This is a genomic window from Ruegeria sp. CJ2 (assembly GCF_056536745.1).
The window spans coordinates 125,394-149,073 of record NZ_JBQFQF010000011.1 but is presented as its reverse complement, the minus strand read 5'-3'; the positions used below and the strand labels follow the sequence as shown (position 1 = coordinate 149,073).

At 59.7% G+C, this 23,680-nt stretch carries 19 protein-coding genes; all 19 read left to right on the top strand.

Annotation, left to right across the window (positions count from 1 at the left end; genetic code table 11):
- Positions 1–808: 808 nt before the first annotated feature.
- The 19 genes from ACR0MS_RS16325 to ACR0MS_RS16235 all read left to right on the top strand — a co-directional run bounded on the left by ACR0MS_RS16325 (position 809) and on the right by ACR0MS_RS16235 (position 23,678).
- Positions 809–2,380, top strand: a complete 1,572-nt coding sequence (locus tag ACR0MS_RS16325; protein WP_480575528.1) for an acyl CoA:acetate/3-ketoacid CoA transferase — start codon at positions 809–811, stop codon at positions 2,378–2,380.
- Complete coding sequence (locus tag ACR0MS_RS16320; protein WP_480575525.1) at positions 2,377–3,144, top strand: enoyl-CoA hydratase/isomerase family protein; 768 nt, start codon at positions 2,377–2,379, stop codon at positions 3,142–3,144. Before ACR0MS_RS16325 ends, ACR0MS_RS16320 begins: the two co-directional genes overlap by 4 nt.
- A 4-nt stretch (positions 3,145–3,148) precedes the next feature.
- Positions 3,149–4,672: an aldehyde dehydrogenase family protein gene (locus ACR0MS_RS16315; protein ID WP_480575522.1), complete on the top strand. Its 1,524-nt coding sequence runs from the start codon at positions 3,149–3,151 to the stop codon at positions 4,670–4,672.
- Positions 4,673–4,731: 59 nt separating this feature from the next.
- Positions 4,732–5,982, top strand: coding sequence for an ABC transporter substrate-binding protein (locus ACR0MS_RS16310; protein WP_171125772.1), 1,251 nt, complete (start codon positions 4,732–4,734; stop codon positions 5,980–5,982).
- 91 nt (positions 5,983–6,073) lie between these two features.
- Positions 6,074–6,967 (top strand): carbohydrate ABC transporter permease, encoded by an 894-nt coding sequence (locus ACR0MS_RS16305; RefSeq protein ID WP_171125774.1) that lies wholly within the window; start codon positions 6,074–6,076, stop codon positions 6,965–6,967.
- Positions 6,967–7,848, top strand: a complete 882-nt coding sequence (locus ACR0MS_RS16300) for a carbohydrate ABC transporter permease (RefSeq protein ID WP_171125776.1) — start codon at positions 6,967–6,969, stop codon at positions 7,846–7,848. The genes ACR0MS_RS16305 and ACR0MS_RS16300 overlap by 1 nt, the downstream gene beginning before the upstream one ends.
- 6 nt (positions 7,849–7,854) lie before the next feature.
- Complete coding sequence (locus ACR0MS_RS16295; protein ID WP_480575518.1) at positions 7,855–8,967, top strand: ABC transporter ATP-binding protein; 1,113 nt, start codon at positions 7,855–7,857, stop codon at positions 8,965–8,967.
- 6 nt (positions 8,968–8,973) lie between these two features.
- Complete coding sequence (locus ACR0MS_RS16290) at positions 8,974–10,470, top strand: FAD-dependent oxidoreductase (protein WP_480575515.1); 1,497 nt, start codon at positions 8,974–8,976, stop codon at positions 10,468–10,470.
- Positions 10,467–12,059, top strand: a complete 1,593-nt coding sequence (locus ACR0MS_RS16285; protein WP_480575542.1) for a GMC family oxidoreductase — start codon at positions 10,467–10,469, stop codon at positions 12,057–12,059. The genes ACR0MS_RS16290 and ACR0MS_RS16285 overlap by 4 nt, the downstream gene beginning before the upstream one ends.
- Positions 12,056–12,364, top strand: a complete 309-nt coding sequence (locus tag ACR0MS_RS16280; protein WP_480575511.1) for a Dabb family protein — start codon at positions 12,056–12,058, stop codon at positions 12,362–12,364. The genes ACR0MS_RS16285 and ACR0MS_RS16280 overlap by 4 nt, the downstream gene beginning before the upstream one ends.
- A gap of 67 nt (positions 12,365–12,431) precedes the next feature.
- Entirely contained in the window at positions 12,432–13,409 is a 978-nt protein-coding gene (locus tag ACR0MS_RS16275) for a LacI family DNA-binding transcriptional regulator (RefSeq protein ID WP_480575508.1), read from the top strand.
- Positions 13,410–13,444: 35 nt separating this feature from the next.
- Positions 13,445–14,608 (top strand): Gfo/Idh/MocA family protein, encoded by a 1,164-nt coding sequence (locus tag ACR0MS_RS16270; protein ID WP_480575505.1) that lies wholly within the window; start codon positions 13,445–13,447, stop codon positions 14,606–14,608.
- 22 nt (positions 14,609–14,630) lie between these two features.
- Positions 14,631–16,715 (top strand): FAD-binding protein, encoded by a 2,085-nt coding sequence (locus ACR0MS_RS16265; RefSeq protein ID WP_480575502.1) that lies wholly within the window; start codon positions 14,631–14,633, stop codon positions 16,713–16,715.
- Entirely contained in the window at positions 16,709–17,641 is a 933-nt protein-coding gene (locus ACR0MS_RS16260) for a sugar kinase (protein WP_480575499.1), read from the top strand. The genes ACR0MS_RS16265 and ACR0MS_RS16260 overlap by 7 nt, the downstream gene beginning before the upstream one ends.
- Positions 17,642–17,831: 190 nt before the next feature.
- On the top strand, positions 17,832–18,821 hold the full coding sequence (locus ACR0MS_RS16255; protein ID WP_480575497.1) for a BMP family protein: 990 nt from the start codon (positions 17,832–17,834) through the stop codon (positions 18,819–18,821).
- 39 nt (positions 18,822–18,860) lie between these two features.
- Positions 18,861–20,378, top strand: a complete 1,518-nt coding sequence (locus ACR0MS_RS16250) for an ABC transporter ATP-binding protein (protein WP_480575494.1) — start codon at positions 18,861–18,863, stop codon at positions 20,376–20,378.
- Positions 20,378–21,448, top strand: a complete 1,071-nt coding sequence (locus ACR0MS_RS16245) for an ABC transporter permease (RefSeq protein ID WP_480575539.1) — start codon at positions 20,378–20,380, stop codon at positions 21,446–21,448. The genes ACR0MS_RS16250 and ACR0MS_RS16245 overlap by 1 nt, the downstream gene beginning before the upstream one ends.
- Complete coding sequence (locus tag ACR0MS_RS16240) at positions 21,448–22,389, top strand: ABC transporter permease (RefSeq protein ID WP_480575536.1); 942 nt, start codon at positions 21,448–21,450, stop codon at positions 22,387–22,389. The genes ACR0MS_RS16245 and ACR0MS_RS16240 overlap by 1 nt, the downstream gene beginning before the upstream one ends.
- A gap of 2 nt (positions 22,390–22,391) precedes the next feature.
- Entirely contained in the window at positions 22,392–23,678 is a 1,287-nt protein-coding gene (locus tag ACR0MS_RS16235; RefSeq protein WP_480575492.1) for an amidohydrolase family protein, read from the top strand.
- Positions 23,679–23,680 lie beyond the last annotated feature (2 nt).

Genomic DNA, 23,680 nt, shown 5'->3' with positions numbered 1-23,680 from the left:
AACCTGCCGTAACTTCGAGACAATCTCTTCGGGCTTCGGTCTCTTGTTTGCCATTCGTGGTCCTCCGTTTCCTAAACATAACGGTGGACCAGTTCAGTTGGGGAGGCTCAAAACCCCGGCCCACCATCGCGGCGAACCAGACACCAAAGCACAAAGATGACGGGTGCAAGGCCAGGCAGAAGAAGCAGGGCGAGGAAAATGTCAAAAACACGTTTTCCAATGCTCGCGTAAAACCCGGTTGGGGTCGAACGTGCAGAGGGTTTTTGGGTCTTGCTGCCCTGGAAAAGGGATGTGTGAGAAAAATCAAGCATACAAACAAACCCTGAAACTTAGTCAGCGCAAAATAATACAGCGCAGAGAGGAGTTACTTGGTTTCGTGTTAAACCTAGGAGTTCAAAACTTTAAGATTAAAAATGAATTTTACGTGAATTTTTCTGATCCCTGTTTATTTGTTGAGCGAGGGATACGAAATAGTCGCAAAATGAAAAAGTTACTTTACGTTATTTTACACGCATAAATAGAAAGCAACCGATCCCCTTCATAGCACGCAACCAAACAAGAGCCAACACGGTTTATTGCGTTCAACGGGGCGACCCGACGTTAAGCGATGAGGCTGTTCGAAGTGCCGAGGGTGGCAGTGCCTTGGCTTTGGGCCGCGTGAATCTGCTGCGTGCTTCCCTTGGTTGAAGATGGTCTCGGACTGGGTTCAAGCGCGGGGCTTGTTTTTCTTGTTGCAAGTTTTGGATCGTTCCAGTAACGATTGGATCGTTCCAGTAAACCCGTGAATCACTGGAATCGGGAGGTCGACATGAAGAAACTGGTATCAGCGCGGCAAGCAGCCGAAGTGGTCCCTGATGGGGCTGTTGTCTCTGTTTCATCCTCGTCGGCCTTGGGCTGTCCCGATGCGGTACTGAAAGCCATCGGCGACCGGTTTCAGCAGGAAGGCCATCCGCGCGATATCACCTCGCTTCACCCCATCGCGGCTGGCGATATGTACGGTGTGAAGGGGATGGAGTATCTGGCGCAGGACGGGTTGCTGATACGGGTCTTGGCGGGGTCCTATCCCTCGGGACCCTCCAGCCTTGAGATGCCGGAGATCTGGAAAATGATCGTTGAGGACCGCGTCGCGGCCTACAACGTGCCGTCCGGCATCATGTTTGACATGCAGCGCGAAGCGGCGGCGCATCGGCCCGGTGTGCTGACGCAGGTGGGACTGGATACTTTTGTCGATCCGATCCGTGAAGGATGCGCGATGAATGCGCGCGGGGCTGCGGCCCCGATCGTCGCGCGCGTCGAGTTTAGCGGCCAGACCTGGCTGCATTTTCCCAACATAATTCCCAATGTTTGCATCCTGCGGGCCACCACAGCAGATGAATTTGGAAACCTGACCTATGAACACGAAGGGGCGTATCTGGGTGGGTTGGAGCAGGCCATTTGTACGCGCAATCACGGCGGAATCGTAATTGCTCAGGTTCAGCGGGTCACTGCGGAAGGCAGTCTGCGCCCTCATGATGTTCGTGTTCCGGGGCATCTGGTGGACCTGATCGTCGAAGATCCCGACCAGAAACAGACCACCGAAACGCCCTATGACCCCGCGATATCGGGTCAGATCATGCGGCCTTGGGACAGTTTCTCGCTTGCTGAGCACGGCGTGGAAAAGGTCATCGCGCGCCGCGCGGCGATGGAACTGCGCTCGGGCATGAGCGCCAATCTGGGTTTTGGCATCAGCGCCATGGTCCCCCGGATCTTGCTGGAGGAAGGGCACCCCAAAGCCGTGACCTGGGCGATTGAGCAGGGTGCGGTGGGCGGCGTTCCCCTGACGGGGTTCGCTTTTGGCTGCGCGTCGAACGCACATGCCTTTGTGCCGTCGCCGCAGCAGTTCATCTATTTTCAGGGGGGCGGATTCGACATGTCGTTTCTCTCGTTCCTTGAGGTCGATGTGGACGGCAATGTGAACGTGTCGAAGCTTGGTAAGAAACCCTATCTGACAGCAGGGTGCGGCGGTTTCGTGGATATCACGGCGCGCGCCAAACGGATCGTGTTCTCGGGCTGGTTCGAGGCTGGGGCGAAGATTGATCTGGGAAGCGACGGCATCCGGGTCACAGCGCCCGGCAAGTTTACCAAGATGGTGGACAAGGTTGAGCACGTCACCTTCTCGGGGCGTCGTGCACGGGAAACCGGGCAGGAAGTGATCTATGTAACCGAACGCTGCGTGATCCGCCTGACGGATGAGGGGCTGGTTGCGACTGAAATCATGCCGGGGATCGACGCGCAGCGCGATATTGTTGCCGCCTCGGGTGGGCGCGTGACAGTGGCTGAAAACGCAACGCTGATGCCGGCCTCTCTGTTCCATGAAGGCCCGATGGGACTGCAGTTGTGAGCAATATCGACTTTGATATCCAGGGCCACGCGGCGGTTGTCACTTTGGATAATGTCGCCAAGCTGAACGCCTTGACAACCCAAATGCTGGACGCGCTTGAAGAACGCGTGCGCGAGGTTGAGCGGGATGCAGCAATCCGCTGTCTGATCCTGACCGGAGCCGGAGAAAAGGCGTTCTGTTGCGGGGCCGATATCGGGGCGTGGGGCGGGCTTAGCCCGGCGGAATTCGCGCGCCATTGGGTGCGGGATGGGCATCGTATCTTTGACCGGTTGGCGCGACTGGGCAAGCCGACCATCGCAGCCATGAACGGGCACGCCTTTGGTGGTGGGCTGGAACTGGCAAGCTGCTGCGATCTGCGCCTGATGACTCCGCGCGCCACACTTGCCCTTCCGGAAGCGCGGGTTGGAATTGTTCCGGGCTGGTCCGGCACGCAACGCCTGACCCGGCTCATCCCCGAAGGCACCGTCAAGGAAATGGCCCTGTTTGGACGTCGGATCGGGTCAGACCGCGCGGTGTCGCTGGGTTTTGCCGCTGAAGTGGCCGAAGACGTATTGGCCCGCGCGCTGGAACTGGCTGCTGATCTGGCGGACCTGTCACCCCGCGCCACCGAAATCGCCAAGAACATGATCCACGCGGCTGTAGGCGAAGACCGGGACGCGGCCGTCGAAGCGCTTGGAAGCGCGGCCATAGCCGCCTCAGCGGACCGTGACGAAGGTGTGAGTGCCTTTATGGAAAAACGTAACCCTCAATATTCGGGCCTGTGACGTAATGAAAGATATGACGATCAACCCAGCCATCCCGTTCGACCTGCCGCCACTGTTCGAAGGGCGGCACATGATCAACGGGACCTGGCAGGACAGCGCGTCGGGCGAGACATTCGAACGCCGCTCGCCCTCGCACGGGCATATCGTCAGCCGGTCGGCCCTTGGGGGCGAGGCCGAAGCTGAGGCGGCAATTCAAGCCGCCCGCACTGCGTTCGACAGCGGGACTTGGAGCCGCGCGTCGGGCAAGGAGCGTGCCACGGTTCTTTTGAAGGTCGCAGACCTGATTGAACAGAATGTAGATCGGATCGCCGTTATCGAAACGCTGGAAAGCGGCAAGCCGATCAGTCAGTCCAGAGGTGAGGTCGGTGGAGCGGCCGACCTCTGGCGATATGCCGCGTCACTGGCGCGTAGCACCCATGGCGACAGCCACAACACGCTGGGCGCCGACATGATGGGTTTGGTTCTGAAAGAACCTATCGGTGTAGTGTCGATCATCACCCCGTGGAACTTCCCGTTCTGGATTCTCAGTCAGAAACTGCCCTTTGCACTGGCGGCGGGATGCACGGTCGTCGTGAAACCCTCAGAAATGACCCCCTCCACCACCCTGATGCTGGGCGAGTTGTTGATCGAGGCCGGGTTGCCTGCAGGTGTGTGCAACATTGTGCTGGGCCATGGTGTGCCGGTCGGCAGCGTATTGTCCACGCATCAGGCGGTGGACATGGTCAGCTTCACCGGCTCGACCGCAGTTGGCAAGACAATCAGTTCGGTGGCCTCGGATACGCTCAAGAAAGTGGCGCTGGAATTGGGCGGCAAGAACCCGCAGGTGATCTTCCCGGATGCAGATCTGGAGTCGGCGGCGGATGCGGTTGTGTTCGGGGTCTACTTCAATGTCGGCCAATGCTGTAACTCGAGCAGCCGCATCATCGTGCATGAGGACATTGCCGAAGCCTTCACCAAACGGGTCGTAGACATGTCCCGCAAGGTGAAGTTCGGTGATCCGATGGACCCGACAACTCAGGTCGGTGCCATCGTCACGCCGGAACACAACGCCAAGATCGACGCCTATGTCAAAGACGCGCAGGCCGCCGGTGCCGAGATTGCCATGGGCGGTGACCCTTTGCAGGTCGAAGGGCTTGGCGATCAGTTCTACCAGCCTACCATCGTCACCAATGTTCAACCGGACATGCCGATTGCGCGGGATGAGGTGTTTGGCCCGGTTCTGACGGTCCTGACATTCAAAACACTGGACGAAGCCGTCGCTCTGACCAATGATAGCGTTTACGGTCTGTCGGCTGGGGTCTGGAGTACCAACGTCCACACCTGCCTTGAATTCGCCCGCCGCGCAGAAGCGGGAACGGTCTGGACCAACACCTGGATGGACGGATTCCCCGAAGTTGCGTTCGGTGGGGTCAAGCAATCCGGGCAGGGGCGGGAAATCGGACGATATGGGTTCGAGGAATTCTTCGAAGTGAAATCCGTGGTCATGCGCATCGGCGACAGCCGTGCGCCATGGGTGTCGCAAGACTGAACGGCGCATCAAACATCAATAAGCGCCAGAAAAAGATCGCATTTAGGGAGGAAACAACAATGCGTAAACTTTTGAAAACGAAATCGGTAATTGTGGCAGGGCTGCTGTGCACGACCAGCCTGGCGCATGCCGAAGAGGTCGAGGTTCTGCACTGGTGGACCTCGGGCGGTGAAGCCGCGGCGCTGAATGTTTTGAAAGACGACCTTTCGGGTCAGGGCGTTGGCTGGACGGATATGCCGGTTGCCGGCGGCGGCGGTGAGCAGGCAATGACCGTTCTGCGCGCGCGTGTCACCGCAGGCAACGCACCCACAGCCGTTCAGGGGCTGGGGTTCGATATTCAGGACTGGGCCGCGCAGGGTGCGCTGGCTGATCTGAACGATGTGGCGGCCAAGGAAGGCTGGGACGACGTGGTTCCGGACGCGCTCAAGGCTTTCGCGAAATTTGACGGCAAATGGGTTTCCGCCCCGGTCAATGTGCATTCGACCAACTGGGTTTGGGCGAACAAATCGGTGCTGGACGCAAACGGTATCGCGCAGCCGACCAACTGGGACGAGTTCGTTGCCGCTGTTGAAGCGCTGAAAGCGGCGGGTGTGACACCGATCGCGCATGGTGGTCAGGCGTGGCAGGACGCGACCGTTTTTGACGCCGTGGCAATGTCGACGCTTGGCCCGGACGGGTATAAAGCCGCCTTTATTGATCTGGATGAGGGCACTTTGGGTGGAGACGCCATGAAAGAGGCGTTCGATCGCATGGCCTTTATCCGCGACAATGTTGACGAGAACTTCTCGGGCCGCGACTGGAACCTCGCGACGGCGATGGTCATCAATGGCGAAGCCGGTTTCCAGATGATGGGCGACTGGGCCAAGGGCGAGTTCCTGAACGCAGGTAAAGTGCCGGGTCAGGATTTCCTGTGCTTCCGTTTCCCCGGAACGGCAGATCAGGTGACCTTCAACGCCGACCAGTTCATGATGTTCGATCAGGGTGGATCGGTTTCGGCAGAGCAGGCGGCGCTGGCCAGCGCGATCCTGTCACCCTCGTTCCAGTCGGCGTTCAACGTGGTCAAGGGATCGGTTCCGGCGCGGACCGATGTCAGCGACGCGGATTTCGACGATTGTGGTAAACAGGGCATGAAAGATCTGGCTGCGGCTGCGGCTTCGGGCAACCTGTTCGGCTCGATGGCGCATGGCCACGCGGCGCCCGCATCGGTCAAGAACGCGGTTTATGACGTCGTAACGGCGCATTTCAACGGCGAATATGACAGCGAAACCGCCGTGGCCGAACTGGTCGATGCGGTGTCGATTGCCAAGTGATCAGTGATCCTCGTGACGGGGCGGCGGTCTAGCCGCCCTGTCCAAAGAGGGCGCTCAACGCCTTAAAACACAACTCGCAGGAGGGCGCGCCATGGCTGCTTCAGCCGACGCGGATTTCAAGACTCGCCTTCAGAACTGGATACCCAAGCTGGTCCTGTCACCGTCGCTGGCGATGATGCTGGTCTTTGTGTACGGGTTCATCCTGTTCTCGGTCTATCTGTCGTTCACCGACAGCCGCATCCTGCCGACCTTTGGCTGGGTCGGATGGGAAAACTACGACAAGCTGTGGCGTCTGAGCCATTGGGAAACCTCGCTGATCAACATGGGGATTTTCGCAGGGCTCTATATCGTGATCTGCACCTGTATCGGGCTGGGGCTGGCGATCTTCCTTGATCAGAAAATCCGCGGTGAAGGGTTGCTGCGCCCAATCTACCTGTACCCGATGGCGTTGAGTTTCATCGTCACCGGCACGGCGTGGAAATGGTTTCTGGATCCGGGCATCGGGCTGGAAAACGTCATGCACACATGGGGTTGGACCAGTTTCGAATTCGACTGGATCAAAAACCGCGATTACGCGATCTATACGGTTGTCCTGGCGGCTGTCTGGCAGACCAGCGGCTTTGTCATGGCGATGTTTCTGGCCGGTTTGCGCGGTATCGACAATGAAATCCTGCGCGCCGCGCAAATGGATGGGGCCTCGAACTGGAACCTCTATCGCCGGATCATTATCCCGCAACTGCGCCCCGCATTCCTGTCGGCCTTCGTGATCCTCAGCCACCTTGCGATCAAGACCTTTGACCTTGTGATCGCTCTGACAGGCGGCGGACCGGGTCGCGCGACCGAACTGCCTGCAACCTTCATGTATTCCTACACGTTCACGCGGAACCAGATGGGCATTGGCGCGGCCTCGGCCACGATCATGCTGATGACCATCGCGGCGATCATGATCCCCTACCTGTACGCCGAATTGCGGGAGAAACGCTGATGTCTCAGGCCTCGCAAGATACCGCAATCCGCACGGGCCGCGTTGCCCGTACACTGATCTATCTGGTGCTGCTGCTGTTTGCGCTGTTCTACCTGCTGCCGCTTTACGTGATGCTGGTGAACTCGGTCAAACCGCTGGAGGAAATCACCGGCGGCGGCATGATGAACCTGCCGCAGGTCTTTACGCTCGAGCCGTGGTTCAAGGCGTGGTCCTCGGCCCAGATCGGGGTCGATCCGACCGGGTTGAAGCCTTACTTCTGGAACTCGATCAAAATGGTGGTTCCGGCTGTCATCGTCTCGACCGTCCTTGGCGCGCTGAATGGGTATGTGTTGACCAAATGGCGGTTCAAATACGACACCATCCTGTTCGGGCTGATGCTGTTTGCCTGTTTCATCCCGTTCCAGATCGTGCTGATCCCGATGGCGCGGATGCTGGGTATCATCGGTCTGGCGGGTACGACATGGGGGCTGGCGCTGGTGCACGTGGTTTACGGCATCGGGTTCACCACGCTGTATTTCCGCAACTACTATGCCGTATTCCCGACCGAGCTGATCCGGGCGGCGCAGATCGACGGGGCGGGGTTTTTCCAGATCTTCTGGCGCATCCTGCTGCCCAGTTCGGGCCCGATCGCGGTGGTGTCGATCATCTGGCAGTTCACCAACATCTGGAATGACTTCCTGTTCGGCGCGTCTTTTGCCGATGCCAATAGCCAGCCGATGACTGTCGCGCTCAACAACCTTGTGCAGTCATCAACGGGTGTAAAGGAATACAACGTACATTTTGCAGGCGCCATTCTTGCCGCCATGCCAACTCTGCTCGTCTATATCGTGGCCGGTCGTTACTTCGTCCGCGGCCTGATGGCGGGTTCCGTGAAAGGATAACGGATCATGGGTTTTCTCGATATCGACAACGCGACCAAGTCTTACGGCTCGGTTGAAGTTCTGCACAAGGTCGACATCTCGGTGCAGGAAGGAGAGTTCCTCGTTCTGGTCGGGCCTTCGGGCTGCGGCAAATCCACCCTTCTGAACATGATTGCAGGGTTGGAAGAGATCACCAGCGGCGAGGTCCGCATCAAGGATCAGGTGATGAATGGGGTCCACCCGTCGAACCGCAACATCGCCATGGTGTTCCAGAGCTACGCTTTGTACCCCAACATGACCGTGGGCCAGAACATCACCTTTGGGCTTGAGATGCATGGCGTCCCCAAGCCCGAGCGGGAAAAGGCCATGGCCGAGGTCGCCAAACTGCTGCAGATCGAACAGTTGCTGGACCGCAAGCCGGGGCAGCTTTCGGGCGGTCAGCGGCAGCGCGTGGCCATGGGGCGAGCATTGGTGCGCGAGCCGGATGTGTTCCTGTTTGATGAACCGCTTTCGAATCTCGATGCCAAGCTGCGCGTCGACATGCGGACCGAGATCAAAAAGCTGCACCAGAACCTTGGCACGACCATCGTCTACGTAACCCATGACCAGATTGAGGCGATGACCCTGTCCAGCCGCATCGCCGTGATGAATGGCGGCTACGTTCAGCAACTGGGCACCCCGCAAGAGATCTATGACACCCCCGCCAATATCTTTGTGGCGACCTTCATGGGCTCGCCCGCGATGAACGTGTTGCCTGCGAAGGTGGTGATGTTGAATGGCCGACCCCACGCCGAGGTTGCCCTGCATGATGGGTCGATGGCGCAACTGCCCTTCAGTCAGGACAACCTGTCCCATTGGGACGGGCGTGACATCCTGTTGGGTATACGGCCCGAGACCATAACGGATATGGACGGGGCGGATCGGAAATCCTCGAACATTGCGACGATGACCAACCGGATCGTGGTGACCGAACCCGCCGGGTCAGACACGTTTGTCTCAATGCAATTGGGTGGGCGCGATGTAATTGCGCGGATGCGCTCGGATGCCGAGGTCTCGCCCGGGCAGGATTTCACCTTTGCCGTGAACATGGAAAAGGCGGTGGCCTTCGACCCCGAAACTGAGAACCGCATTCAGGGGTAATGGGTAATGCAACCCGACGTCCTCATAATCGGGTCCGGCATGGGCGGTGCGACCCTTGCGGCAGCGTTGGCCCCGTCCGGTCGCCGCATCCTGATCCTTGAGCGCGGCGACAGGTTAAAGCCGTCTGCGCAGGACCGGGATGCTAAAGCGATCTTTGGTGATGGCGTGTTTCGTCCTGATGAAACGTGGTTGGACGGACATGATCAGCCGTTTAATCCCGGAAATTATTACTTTGTCGGCGGCAACTCGAAGTTCTACGGCGCGGCCCTGATCCGGTACCGGGCCGAAGATTTTGCCCCGATGCAGCACCGCGACGGTACGACCCCCGGCTGGCCGGTTACCTATGATGATCTGGAACTGGATTATCAGGCCGCCGAAGACCTGTATTGTGTACGCGGCGATCCCGTCGAAGACCCGACCGAGCCACCGCATTCCGGTGCTTACCCGCATGGTCCATTGACGCATGAGCCGGACATACAGGATCTGTTTGCACGGCTCCGGTCCGTCGGCCTGTCGCCGTCCACTATCCCGCTGGGTCTGGATCTGGACAGATGGCTGGCCGCTGGCGACACAACGTGGGACGCTTTTCCCAACACCTGCGGCGGCAAGATGGATGCCGAAACCTGCGGGCTGGCCGAGGCGCTGAAACATGAAAACGTGACACTCAAGACCAACGCGCGTGCGCTGCGGCTTGTTGCAGACGCGCATGGTCGGGTGAGCGGTGTCGTGATTGAAGTGGACGGCCGTCAGGAGACACTGACCGCGCCGATTGTGGTGCTGGCGGCGGGTGCGGTTCAGACCGCGGCTTTGCTTCTGGCTTCTGCGGATGCGGCGCGCCCTTCGGGTCTGGCCAATCGGTCGGATCAGGTGGGGCGGAACTTCATGAACCACAACTGCTCGGCTGTGCTGGCGCTGCACCCACTGCGCCGCAACAGGTCGGTCTATCAGAAAACCCTGATGGTGAACGATTTCTACCTGACAGACGGTCAGGGCGGGGCACCGCTGGGAAATATCCAGATGCTGGGCAAGATCACCGGTCCGATCCTTGCGGCAACGACTCCTATGCCTAGTTGGGTTGCTTCGTTGATCGCAGATCGCAGTTTCGATTTCTACGCCATGTCCGAGGACCTGCCCAACCCGGACAGCCGCGTGACGCTGAAGGACGGGCAGATCAGGCTGGACTGGCAGCGGTCGAACTGGGACGCGCATTTGGAGCTGGTGCGCGTGCTGAAACGCAAACTCCACAAGGCCGGTTTTCCCGTTGTGTTGTCCAGGCCCTTTGACCGCCGCACCCCGTCGCACCAATGCGGCACTGCGCGGATGGGCGGGGACCCGGCCACAAGCGTGGTGGACACGTACTGCCGCAGCCACGACCACCCGAACCTGTTCATCGTTGACGCGTCGGTCCTGCCGACCTCGGCTGCCGTGAACCCCGCATTGACCATCGCAGCGCTGGCCTTTCGTGCCGGACGCCACATCCAGGAAAGAGAATGGGCCGCATGACTGCTGGTTACGACTTTATTGTTATCGGCGGCGGTTCGGCCGGATCAGCCATCGCCGCCCGCTTGTCGGAAAACCCCGACGCGCGCGTTCTGCTGCTCGAGGCCGGCGGTGGCGACCGCAACCCCCTGTTCCACCTTCCCGCAGGCTTTGCCAAAATGACCAAAGGCATCGGGTCGTGGGGATGGAGCACGGTGCCGCAACGGTCGATGCAGGAAAAGGTTTTCACCTACACGCAGGCCAAGGTGATCGGCGGCGGCTCGGCCATCAATGCGCAGATCTATACGCGGGGCGCGGCGCAGGATTACGACGAATGGCGTCAGATGGGGTGCGAAGGCTGGAGCTACAAGGACGTTCTGCCCTATTTCAAGAAATCCGAAGACAACGATACCTATGGCGGGGAATTCCACGGTCAGGGTGGTCCGCTGGGCGTTTCCATGCCCGCCGCACCGCTGCCGATCTGTGACGCGTTTATCGAGGCCGCAGGTCAGGTCGGTATTCCGAAAACCACGGATGTGAACGGGGAAAAGCAGGACGGGGCAGGCTATTATCAGCTAACCCAGCGCAACGCGCGCCGGTCGTCCTCGGCCATGGCGTTTCTGGCCCCCGCGCGGTCGCGGTCCAACCTGACGATCCAGACCAATGCGCAGGTGCGCCGGATCACCGTCGACGGCGGTCGGGCAGCCGGGGTCGAGATGGTCGATGGCAGCAAGATCACCGCAGACCAAGAGGTGATCCTGTCCTCGGGCGCCATCGGTTCGCCGCGCCTGCTGCTACTGTCGGGCATCGGCCCAGCGGACGGGTTAAAGGCGCTGGGGATCGACGTTGTGTTCGACCAGCCCAATGTGGGCGCGAACCTTCAGGATCATCTGGACCTGTATGCGATCTGCGAAGTCACCGGCCCGCACACCTATGACCGCTATGCCAAGCTGCACCTGTCGGCGCTGGCGGGTCTGCAATATCTGCTTACACGCAAAGGCCCGGTTGCCTCGAGCCTGTTTGAGACTGGCGGGTTCTGGTACGCGGACGAAAACGCCCGTTCGCCCGATATTCAGATGCATCTGGGTCTGGGCACGGGGATCGAGGCCGGGGTCGAGGCGATGCCCAATGGCGGGGTGACGCTGAACGCGTGCCACCTGCGGCCACGGTCCCGAGGTTCGGTCCGGTTGCGCAGCGACAACCCGGCAGATATGCCCCTGATCGACCCCAATTACCTGTCGGACCCCTATGACCGCGAGATGTCCATTCGCGGCCTGAAACTGGTGCAGGAGATTTTGGCGCAGGACGCGCTGAAACCATATGTTCTGGCCGAGCGTTTGCCGGGGCCGGATGTGCGCACTGACGAAGACTATTTCAACTTCATCTGCGTCCATTCCAAAACCTCGCATCACTGCGCCGGAACCTGCCGCATGGGGAGCGACGATCAGGCGGTCCTGGACCCGCGCCTGCGGTTCAACGGGATCGACGGGCTGAGGGTGGCCGATGCCTCGGTAATGCCGACGGTGAACTCGTCCAACACCAACGCGCCGTCGATCATGATCGGGGAAAAGGCGGCTGACATGATCAAACAGGATAACGGATACGCGACATGATCCGACATATCGTACTGACCAAATTCAAACCCGACGTATCGGAAGACACCATCCGAGGCATTTATGACGGGCTTGCCGCCGTAACGGGAAAATTGCCCGGTGCGCAGAATTTCACGGGCGGCCGATCGGAAAGCCCCGAACAGATTGAGCGGGGCTATATGCACGGCTTTGTCATCGACTTTGAAGACTGGGATGCGCTGCAAAATTACACCGACAACGCCGAGCATAAGGCATTGGGCCGTCAGCTTGTTGAAAACGCGGTCGGAGGGATTGACGGCATTCTGGTGCTGGATTTGAACGTGTAGGCACATAGTCGGGGCAAACAGAACAAGGCAGCGGACAATTATGGGCCAGAGACCAACGATCTTAGACGTGGCAAAGCAGGCAGGTGTTTCGAAATCAACTGTCAGCCTAGTCTTGCAGGGCAGCGACTCGGTCAAGGCTGAAACGCGCGACGCGGTCCGCAAGGCGATGGCTGAGATCGGCTATGTCTACAACCGTTCGGCTGCGACGTTGCGATCGTCGTCCTCGGGTTTGATCGGATTGGTGATCAATGATCTGCGCAACCCCTTTTTTACCGAGTTTGCGGCCCTGTTTCAGATGGAATTGGCGCGAAACGGTTTTGCCACGGTCATGGCCAACACGGATGAAGACCCCGAATTGCAAAAAAGCATGATCTCGACCCTGACCGAGCATGGGGTTTCGGGGTTCGTGATCTCTCCGGCGTATGGCGATGTCGAGGACACGCTGGCCCTGTTCGCCGCGTCCGGTACACCGACGTTGCAAGTGTTCAGAACCCTCGATGCGCAGGCGCAAAGCCTGCCGTTTTTCGCGCCGGATTATCATCTTGGCAGCCGTTTAGCGACCGAACACCTGTTGGAGAAAGGGTGCAAACGCATCGCTTTTCTGGGTGGTTTGGAAGGACGTCCTGTCACGCAGGAGCGCATGAGCGGCTATCTGGAAATTCTGAACGAAAAGGGTATGCCGCCCTTGGTTCTGACCGGCGAGGCCACGCGCTCGTTCGGGAAGTCCATTGCGGGGCAGTTGCGGCGCGACCATCCGGATGTGGATGCCGCGATCTGTTTCAACGATCTGGTGGCTTTGGGTGTCATGTCAGCGTCTCACCAGTTGGGGGTCGAGATTGGCACTGATCTGCGTGTGGTGGGGTTTGACGATATCGAAGACAGCCGGGACAGCCACCCGCCCTTGTCGTCGGTTTGCTGTGACATTCCCGACTTTGCCAAATCGACGGCGGAACAGATCCTGAATTGGGTCAAGAACGGAACGAAACCCAGCAGCCTGAATCGCAGCCCGGTGCGCCTGATCGCGCGTGCCTCAAGCGATCTTTAGTCCGGCGAGACTTGCTGAAGAATGAGGAGAAGAACATGTCCGAGGTAAAAGTAGCTGTTCTGGGCGCATCGGGCTGGATGGGCCGCGTTCATACGATGGCGTTCCAGACCTTCCCGCATTTCTTTGGCGACAGCTTTGGTACGGCCCGGGTTACGGCGCTGGTCTCCTCGAATCCCAATGCAGGGCAAGAGCTTGCGTTTCGCGCCCCGGACGCCAAGATTCTGAAGACCTGGCAAGAGGCCGTGGCCGACCCTGAGATCGACCTGATTGACATCTGCCTGCCTGACAATCTGCACTACGAGGTGGCCAAGGCTGCGCTTTTGGCGGGCAAGCATGTGTTTTGCGAAAAACCCCTTGCCGACACTGCGGCCGAAGCGCTGGAACTGGCCCAGATCGCGCGGGAAAAGGGCGTTATCACCCGCGTTGGCCATGCTTTTCCCCGTAACCCGGTGCATGGCCGCGCGAAAGAGATTATCGAGGCGGGCGAGATTGGAGAGATTACCCTGTTCAAGGGCTGTCAGCATGTCGACATGTACGGCAACCCGCAGACGCCCTATATGTGGCGCGCCGACGGGGACCTTGCGCCCACTGGCATTGTTGGGGACACGGGTTCACATGTCTTCAGCTTCATGGATTTTCTGGTCGGGCCGGTAACGTCCCTGATTGCGGACACTTATGTCGTGACCGACAAACGCCCGGTGGTGGAAGGTGTAGGCCTTGGTGAAGTTCCCGAGCTGACCGGCAAGGAAGAGTGGAAGCCCATCACCAACCCGGACGGCGCGAATGTCCTGTGCCATTTCGCCAACGGAGCCCGCGGGATGGTCGATTTCAGCCGTACCGCAACGGGCCGCAAATTCATGCAAAGCTATGAGGTTTACGGCACCAAGGGCAGTCTGGCTTACAATTACGACGAATTGAGCCGTCTGAGATTTTACACCAATGATGATCCGACCGGGCGGCGCGGCTATCGCGAGATTGACGTTGGTCCCGAGCACGACACCTATGGCGCGTTTCTGCCGCTGCCCAATTTTGGGCTGGGCTATAACGAAAGCAAAATCATCGAAGCCGCCGAAGTCATTAAATCCATCACCACAGGCGAACCGATGTGGCCCACTTTCGATGCGGGCCATCGCATTTGCCAGATCGTCGACGCCTGCATGTCATCATCGCGCCTGAAGCGCTGGGTCGATATCGACTGATACGCCATAAGGACCGATCTTCATGAGCACCACTGTCCCTCAGGATATTCTTGATGCGCTGACCGATGTGGCCATGCCGCGCCTGCGGCCGGAACCGGGCTTGCCGACCACCGTCCGGATCGGCGGGTATGACATTCCGGTTCACGCCTGCGGAGGTCTTGTGATCGGCAGCGGAGCCGCCGGGTTGCGCGCAGCCGTCGAGATGAAAAGGCGCGACGTGGACGTGACCATCATCAGCCAAAGCGCGTGGGGCGGGACCTCGGCCTGTTCCGGTTCGGACAAGCAGACTCTGCACACGGCAAATACGAAAGATCATGGCGATGACTTTCAGGATATGGCGGCGGCGATCCGGGCAGGCGGCGCAATGGATGAAGACACGGCGTATATCGAGGCCGTCGGCTCGATCCGCGCGATGGCATCCCTGCAATATCTGGGGCTACCTCTGCCGCAGGATGCACTGGGCGGCACGTTGCGTTACCAGACGGATCATGACGAGGTCGGGCGTGCCACAAGCTGCGGCCCCCGCACCTCGCGATTGATGGTGCAGGTGCTGGCGGCAGAGGCGATCCGGCTGGACATCCCCTTCTTTAACCACACGACGGCCGTAAAAGTTCTGACCGAAGATGAACGCGTGGTCGGCCTGTTGGCGATCCGCCCCAAGGCCAGTTCGGATGCAAACCCCTATGGGCTGACGCTGTTCATCTGCAACGCACTGGTCTTTGCAGCCGGAGGACCCGGAGAGCTGTACCGCGACAGCGTGTTCCCCAATGGCTGTTTCGGCACGTTGGGGCTTGCGCTTGAGGCCGGTCTGGAACTGGTCAACATCACCGAAAGTCAGTTTGGCATCGGCACGCGGCGCGAGGGGTTTCCGTGGAACCTGTCGGGCACCTATGTGCAGGTGATCCCGCATATCTATTCGGTGGATGACAGCGGGGCCGAGCATCACTTTCTGGCCGACTATTATCGCACCACGCAAGAGATGGCCTCGAACATCTTCCGCAAGGGTTATCAATGGCCGTTCCACGCCACGCGGATGCTGGATTTTCAGTCCAGCCTTGTCGATCTGGCGATCGTGCGGGAAAACCAGAAGGGTCGGCGGGTGTTCATGGATTTCAACCGCAACCTTCTGCCAGTGCCGGGTGATCAGCCGTTCAGTCTGGACCGTTTGGATGACGATGTGCGCAGCTACCTTCGGCATGCCGGGGCCGTTCACGATCAGCCAATCGCCCGGCTGCGCCATATGAACCCGCTGTCGATCGAGCTGTACAAACGCTACAAGGTAGACATCACCACCGACCCGCTGGAATTCGCGGTGAACAACCAGCATATGAATGGCGGTATTGCCGTGGATATCTGGGGCCGCACCAACGTCGCCGGGATCTATGCGGTGGGAGAGGCCGCAGGAACCCACGGCGTCACGCGCCCCGGTGGATCGGCTTTGAACGCCGGACAGGTTTTTGGCACCCGCGTCGCGGAATATATTGCGGCCAGCCGGATGGCGCATGAGGCGTCGAAACTGGAAGTCACGTCTTTGGCAGAACGCGCATTGACCGGGATTGAGGCAGTTCTGAATTCGAACAGTTCCCGCAGCGCTGTCGATATCCGGTCCGAAGTTCAGGCCCGCATGAGCGATCATGCTGGCATCCTGTGCACGCCCAAGGACGTATCGACCGCGCATCAGGCGGCCAGCGACCTGAATGCGCTTATCCGGCGCAACGGGATCTCGTTTAAGCGCAGCAATGAGGTGGGGCGCGTGTTGCAGTGGCAGCAGATGGCTCTGGCCTCCGAAGCGGTGCTGGCGGCGCTGGACCATTATATTGCCAAGGGCGGCGGCAGCCGTGGGGCGCGTGCAATCTGCGATCCCAACGGGGATGCTCTGCCCCAAGCGGCGCATGGTCCGATACCGGAGGTCAGGTTTCGATCCGAACGAGACGCAGACAAAAGCGAACAACTGCTCGTTCATTTGGACGGCGAGGATATGGTCGTGACGCACCGAAAAATCCGCAGGTTTGATCAAGACGCCCGCACCTTTTTCGAACGGGATTGGCCCGCTTGGTTGACCGGGGCCATCTACGATCAAAACGATGGGGATACGGTGCCTTGCTGAGTTTCGCGTCAAACAAGGCCGTCGCGATTGGTGAAGCCATGATCGAAATGGCCGATTTGGGCGATGTCACATACAAACGCGGCTTTGCCGGGGATACGTTCAACACCGCCTGGCATATGGCGCAGATCCTTGGCGAAAAGGCGTCGATTGGCTTCGTCACGAAGGTCGGAACCGACAAGGTCTCGTCCGCGTTTCTTCAGCAGTTGGACGAGGACGGGCTGGATACGGATGGGATTGGCCGTGTCACCGATCGAACCATGGGCTTGTACTTGATCGAGCTGGATGGCGTCGAGCGCAGTTTTCAATACTGGCGCGAGGCTTCGGCGGCGCGGTTGCTTGCAGAAGATCGCGATTGGTTGCGGCAGGTGGTCAAGGGTGCGGGTCTGATCCATCTGTCCGGAATAACTCTGGCCATTCTATCGGCCCAAGCCCGCGCGGTTTTATGGGATGTGCTGGCCGAAGCGCGCTCGGCCAACGCCTTGGTTTCTTTCGATCCAAACATACGACCCCGGCTTTGGTCGTCTGTCGAAGAAACCCGCCAGACGATTGCCAGATTCAACCAGATCACCGATATCGCATTCCCCAGCTTTGATGACGAACAAGGTCTTTGGGGCGATGCGTCTCCGGCGCATACGGTTGAACGGCTGAGGGCAGCGGGCATTTCGGAAATTGCCGTCAAGAACGGCCCAGACCCCATGATTGCGCTGGCGGACGGTCAGACAACGACGACCGAGACCCCCAAGGTCGATGGAATTCGCGACACATCCGGGGCTGGCGATGCGTTCAATGCAGGGTATCTGGCCGCACGCTTGACGGGGCACCCTCAGGCGGCGGCAATCACGTGGGGTCAAACGCTGTCGGGTGAAGTTATTCGGCACTATGGCGCGCGTATTCCGAAGGCCGCGATGCCTCGTTTTGAAAACTGACCATTGCATTGGATCGGCCACCCAAACGGCCTTGATCAGGTCAGGGGCGCGTTGATTTTGCCCAGAACAAGCGCCCTGATTTCAGTGCCCAAAAATTGCTCATCGGGCTGTTTCATACACCGCTGTTGACCGGAAAAAATTTGACTGAACAGTAAAAAAATGCTGCCATCCCTGAAAACAGGAGAGTGTGATGGCCAAAAATAATATGACAAGAAGACTGTTGCTTGCCGCTGTCGCGGCGGCGTCAACAATATACTCCGTCGGCGTGGCTGCGGCTGAAACGGTCAAGGTTGCTGCGATTTATACCCTGCCCGTGGAACAGCAATGGATCAGCCGTATCCACAAGGCGCTTAACGCGGCGGCTGAAAGGGGCGACATCGAATACGTCTTTTCCGAGAATGTGGCGAACACCGACTATGAACGCGTGATGCGTGAATATGCCGAACAGGGCTCGCAACTGATCGTGGGCGAGGTGTTCGGGCTAGAGCGCGCCGCGCGCAAGGTGGCCAAGGACTACCCCGACACGGCATTCCTGATGGGCTCGTCCTTTGGGCCGGTTGGTCCGAACTTCTCGGTCTTTGACAACTGGATTCACGAGCCGTCCTACCTGACCGGTATGGTCGCTGGTGCGGCGACGGAATCGAACGTCATTGGTATGGTCGGCGGTTATGCCATCCCCGAGGTGAACCGACTGATGAACGCCTTCATGGATGGCGCGCGCGAGGTGAACCCGGATGTCAAATTCCTCGTGACTTTCATCGACAGTTGGTATGACCCGCCAAAGGCCAAGGAAAGCGCGATTGCAATGATGGATGCAGGTGCGGACATCATGTATGCCGAACGCTTCGGTGTGTCGGACGCGGCAGTGGAGCGTGGCGTCAAAGCCGTGGGCAACGTGATCGACACGTCAGGTGATTATCCCGGTACGATCATGGCGTCGGCCCTGTGGCACATGGAGCCGACCATTGACAAGGCCATTGCCAATGTCGCCAGCGGCTCGTTCGAGGCGGCGGATTACGGCCAGTACAGCTTTATGGGATATGGCGGCGGTTCCATGGTTCTGGATGAAGAACTGGTACCCGCCGATGTGGTCGAAGCGGTCAACGCGCGACAGGCCGAGATTATGGACGGGCTGTTCCGCGTCAACGTGAACGATGACCGACCCGTTTCCGACAACTGATCGCCTTCGGGCCGGCCTCAAAACCGGCCCGTTTCCCCAATGACAGATTCCACGGTTCTGAAACTCAACGGGTTGAGCAAGCATTTCGGCCCGGTCATCGCCAATGACAATGTCAGCCTGACCCTGAACAAAGGCGAGGTTCTGGCGCTGCTGGGCGAAAACGGCGCGGGCAAGACCACGCTGATGAATATGCTGTTCGGGCACTACTTGCCCGACGCCGGTTCAATCGAGGTCGCTGATGAAGGCGGGGTGTTGCGTCCTCTGCCGCTGGGCCACCCGCAGGTGGCGCTGGCCTCGGGCGTAGGAATGGTGCACCAGCATTTCACGCTGGCCGAAAATATCTCGGCCCTCGACAACATAACCTTGGGATCGGAACCCCTGCTTTCGCTGCGCCGCAATCGACGCGCGGCGCGGCGCAGGATCGAAGGCATCATGGCGCAAAGCGGTCTGTCCGCGCCCCTTGATACGCCGGTTGGCCGTTTGTCGGTAGGCGAAAGGCAAAGGGTGGAAATCCTGAAGGCGCTGTACCGCAATGCCCGTATTCTGGTGCTGGACGAACCAACCGCCGTTCTGACCCCGCAAGAAGCGGATACATTGTTCGAAAACATCCGCCTGATGACCGATGAAGGGCTGTCGGTCATCTTCATCAGTCACAAGCTGCGCGAAGTTCTGGCCTTTTCGGATCGCATTGCCGTTCTGCGGCACGGGCGGAAAGTCGGAGAGATGGCCACGTCCGAAGCGGATGAAAAGTCGATCGCGCAGATGATGGTCGGCGCTGAGACACCCGAGCTTGCAGGGTCTTACCTGACGCCCGGTGATCCCGTCCTGACCATGTCGGGCGTATCGGTCGCGGGGCGGTCCAAACGCGATACGCTGACGGCGGTAGACCTGACGGTGCATGCGCATGAAATTCTGGGGATCGCCGGGGTTTCCGGCAACGGACAAAGCGGGCTTGCCAATGTCATCGCAGGTCTTGTGCGACCAGAACAGGGTCTAATCAAAGTGGATGGGGCCGAAATTACCTCTCCCACCCCGGCCAAGATGGTGCGCGCGGGTGTGGGCCGCATCCCCGAAGATCGCCACCACGAGGGCATCGTTGGCGCCATGAGCGTGGCCGAAAACATGGTCATAGAACGGTTGAACGATCCCGAGGTTCAATCATACGGGTTATTGCGCCGCGAAGACATCCAGGACAATGCCGAGCGTTTGTCCAAAGCCTATGACGTGCGCGGGCCGGGCGTGGATGCGCCTGCGCGCCTGTTGTCCGGGGGCAATATCCAGAAACTCATTCTAGCGCGCGTCTTCGATCTTTCCCCCCGCCTTATTCTGGCAAACCAGCCGACACGCGGTCTGGACATGGGTGCCGCAGCCGATGTGGGCAAGCGCCTGCTGAACGCACGGGCGCGTGGCGCGGGCGTGGTGCTGATTTCCGAGGATCTCGACGAATTGCTGAGCCTTGCAGACAGGATCGTCGTGATCCGCGACGGAGAACTGCACGAGGCACCGGGCCGCGACCGTGAACAGATCGGGCTGATGATGGCAGGAGAACCGGCATGATCCGCATTGAACCACGCCAGACCCAATCGCGGGCTTTCACGTTGGGCGTTCCTATCCTGTCGGCCGTGATCGCGCTGGGCTTCGCCGCGATCCCGCTGCTTGCCGCCGGTGCAAACCCCATCGCCGCTTATGCCGAGATGTTTCGCGGTGTCTTCGGGTCGGTCTTTGCCTTTTCCGAGGTGCTGACACGCGCCACGCCACTGATATTCACCGGCCTCGCCGCGGCTTTGGCCTTTCGTGCCAAGCTGTGGAATATCGGGGCCGAGGGGCAGTTGTATCTGGGCGCGATGGCTGCGGTGGCCATCGGGTCAGGGGTGCTGGATATCTCAGGCATCCTGCTGTTACCGCTGATCGTCCTGATGGGCGCAGCGGCGGGGGCGGCGGGGATGGTCGCCCCCACCTATCTGAAAACCCGCTTTGGTGCGGATGAGGTGGTGACGACGCTACTGTTGAACTTCATTATCCTGATCTTCGTACAGATGATGTTGGAAGGGCCGTTGCAGGATCCGATGGGGCTGGGCTGGCCACAATCGGCACCGGTTCTGGATCAGGGAATGCTGCCGCCACTGATGGAGCGGATGCGGGTGCATTCGGGGCTTGTTTTGGCTCTAATATTGGCGGGATTGGCCCAATTCATGCTGGCGCGCTCTGTCTGGGGTTTCAAGCTGCGCGCTGTGGGTGAGAACGCCGCCGCCGCGCGCCATGCAGGGATCAACGTGAACCGGTCGCTGTTCGGCGTGGCCATCCTGTCGGGTGGTCTGGCGGGGCTTGCAGGCGTAAGCGAGGTCGCGGGTCTGAAAGGATACCTGACCGCCGATCTGTCGCCCGGCTTTGGCTATACCGGTATTGTCGTGGCGATGTTGGCGGGTTTGTCGCCCGTGGGTGTGGTGATTGCCGCGCTGTTCATCGCTTCGGTCTTTGTGGGGGCTGACAGCATGAGCCGCGCGATGGGCGTGTCGTCTTTTCTGGCGGATCTGGTGGTCTCGGTCTCGTTGCTGTGCGTGCTGGTCGGCGGGTTTGTCGCCCGTTACCGCATTGTCCGGGCCAGCACCGCGAGGGCAGCGTCATGATGGATATTCTCAATATTCTGCTGTCCGAAAGCTTTTGGGCCGCGTCCCTGCGAATCGCCACGCCGCTGATCTTTGGCGTGCTGGGCGCGCTGATCTGCGAACGTGCAGGCGTGCTGAACCTCGGGATCGAGGGCATCTTTGTCGTCGGCGCCATGTGCGGCTGGATGGCTGTCTGGCTGGGCGCGGGTCTGTGGGGCGGTGTGCTGGTCGCAGCGCTGGCAGGGGCGTTCTTTGGTCTGCTCCATGCGATCCTCACAGTACCTTTGGGATTGTCACAACACGTCTCAGGGCTGGGGATCACGTTGTTCGCGACCTCGGTCAGTTACTATACCTATCGCACGGCGCTGCCGAATGTGTCGTCGCCGCCAAGGATCGAGCCATTTCAGCCGCTGGACCTGCCGATTCTGTCTGATCTGCCCTTCTTAGGTTCTGTTTTGTTTCAGCAGACGGCGTTGACATGGCTGGCGCTGCTTCTGGTGGCGGTGGTCTGGTATGTGCTGAACCGCACCGCGCTGGGCGTGGCGATCAAGGCGGTGGGCGACAACCCTGACAGCGTCGATGCGCAGGGTCTGTCGGTTTACGGCCTGCGGATCGGAGCCATTGTCGCGGGCTCGGCACTGATGGCGCTGGGCGGCGCCTTCCTGACCATGAGCGCCTTTGACGCCTTTTTCTTTGGCATGGTCAATGGGCGCGGCTGGGTCTGTATCGCGCTGGTCATCTTCGCCAGTTGGAGGCCGGGCAAGGCGCTGCTGGGCGCGCTGCTGTTCGGCGCGTTCGATGCGCTGCAGGTGCGCTTGCAGACCGAGGTTGGCGCGCTGGTTCCCGGTCAGGTCTTTCTGATGGTACCTTATGTCCTGTCGATCATCGCCCTTGTGATCGCCGCGCGCTCGGCGGATTATCCAAGGGCATTGCTTACCCCATGGTTCAAAGGTCAACGCTGAAAATGGTCGATCTGCTTATCAAAAACGCCACCCTGACGGACGGTCAGACCGGGATGGATATCGCTTGTCAGAGCGGCAAAATCACAGCGGTCGAGGCCGGGATCGCTGCTGATGCGGCCGAGATCATCGACGCTCAGGGTCAGTTGGTCTCACCCCCGTTTGTCGATCCGCATTTCCACATGGATGCGACCCTGTCACTGGGCAATCCGCGCATGAATGTCTCGGGCACTTTGCTTGAGGGGATTGCGCTGTGGGGTGAGTTGAAGCCGTTGCAATCGGTTGACGACATTGTCGCCCGTGCGTTGCGCTATTGCGAATTGGCGGTGGCCAAGGGCATCGGCGCGATCCGCAGCCATGTGGATACCTGCGATGATGAGTTGAAAGGCGTGCAGGCGCTGTTGCAGGTGCGCGAACAGGTGAAGGATTACCTCGACCTGCAACTGGTGGCCTTCCCGCAGGACGGCGTGTTGCGCGACCCAACGGCGATGCGGAACACCATCCGCGCACTGGATATGGGTGTGGATGTGGTGGGCGGCATCCCGCATTTCGAACGCACCATGGCAGACGGGGCCGAATCCGTGCGTTTGCTGTGCGAAATCGCGGCCGAGCGCGGGTTGATGGTCGATATGCATTGCGACGAAAGCGATGATCCCCACAGCCGCCATATCGAAACGCTGGCCTATGAAACCCAGCGTTTGGGTCTGAATGGACGGGTTGCGGGGTCGCATCTGACCTCGATGCATTCGATGGACAATTACTATGTCTCGAAGCTGATCCCGCTGATGGTCGAGGCCGGGGTTCATGCGATCCCCAACCCTCTGATCAACATCATGCTGCAAGGCCGCCACGACACCTATCCCAAGCGGCGCGGCCAGACCCGCGTGCGCGAGCTGCGCGATGCGGGGATCACTGTGGGCTTTGGGTCCGATTGTGTGATGGACCCTTGGTATTCTCTGGGCAAGGCCGACATGCTGGATGTGGCCTTTATGGGGTTGCATGTGGGGCAACTGTCCAGCCGTGCCGATATGACATGGTGCTTTGATGCGGTGACGCAGAATTCGGCCCGGATCATGGGGCTTGAGGGGTACGGTGTTGCCAAGGGCTGTGACGCGAATTTCGTGCTGTTGCAGGCCGCCGACCCGATCGAGGCGATCCGCCTGCGCGCCCATCGTCTGGCCGTGGTGCGCAAGGGGCGGGTGATCTCGCGCTCGGCCCTGGTGACGCACACGCTGAACCTGCCATCCATCCAACGAACATTGGACGAGGCACGCCTGCCCTTCGAAGGATGAGC

Excerpts from the sequence above, each read along its gene's own strand:
- ACR0MS_RS16325 (WP_480575528.1), top strand. The coding sequence starts at position 809 with ATGAAGAAACTGGTATCAGCGCGGCAAGCAGCCGAAGTGGTCCCTGAT.
- ACR0MS_RS16315 (WP_480575522.1), top strand. The coding sequence starts at position 3,149 with ATGAAAGATATGACGATCAACCCAGCCATCCCGTTCGACCTGCCGCCA.
- ACR0MS_RS16310 (WP_171125772.1), top strand. The coding sequence starts at position 4,732 with ATGCGTAAACTTTTGAAAACGAAATCGGTAATTGTGGCAGGGCTGCTG.
- ACR0MS_RS16305 (WP_171125774.1), top strand. The coding sequence starts at position 6,074 with ATGGCTGCTTCAGCCGACGCGGATTTCAAGACTCGCCTTCAGAACTGG.
- ACR0MS_RS16300 (WP_171125776.1), top strand. The coding sequence starts at position 6,967 with ATGTCTCAGGCCTCGCAAGATACCGCAATCCGCACGGGCCGCGTTGCC.
- ACR0MS_RS16295 (WP_480575518.1), top strand. The coding sequence starts at position 7,855 with ATGGGTTTTCTCGATATCGACAACGCGACCAAGTCTTACGGCTCGGTT.
- ACR0MS_RS16290 (WP_480575515.1), top strand. The coding sequence starts at position 8,974 with ATGCAACCCGACGTCCTCATAATCGGGTCCGGCATGGGCGGTGCGACC.
- ACR0MS_RS16285 (WP_480575542.1), top strand. The coding sequence starts at position 10,467 with ATGACTGCTGGTTACGACTTTATTGTTATCGGCGGCGGTTCGGCCGGA.
- ACR0MS_RS16280 (WP_480575511.1), top strand. The coding sequence starts at position 12,056 with ATGATCCGACATATCGTACTGACCAAATTCAAACCCGACGTATCGGAA.
- ACR0MS_RS16270 (WP_480575505.1), top strand. The coding sequence starts at position 13,445 with ATGTCCGAGGTAAAAGTAGCTGTTCTGGGCGCATCGGGCTGGATGGGC.
- ACR0MS_RS16265 (WP_480575502.1), top strand. The coding sequence starts at position 14,631 with ATGAGCACCACTGTCCCTCAGGATATTCTTGATGCGCTGACCGATGTG.
- ACR0MS_RS16255 (WP_480575497.1), top strand. The coding sequence starts at position 17,832 with ATGGCCAAAAATAATATGACAAGAAGACTGTTGCTTGCCGCTGTCGCG.
- ACR0MS_RS16250 (WP_480575494.1), top strand. The coding sequence starts at position 18,861 with ATGACAGATTCCACGGTTCTGAAACTCAACGGGTTGAGCAAGCATTTC.
- ACR0MS_RS16240 (WP_480575536.1), top strand. The coding sequence starts at position 21,448 with ATGGATATTCTCAATATTCTGCTGTCCGAAAGCTTTTGGGCCGCGTCC.
- ACR0MS_RS16235 (WP_480575492.1), top strand. The coding sequence starts at position 22,392 with ATGGTCGATCTGCTTATCAAAAACGCCACCCTGACGGACGGTCAGACC.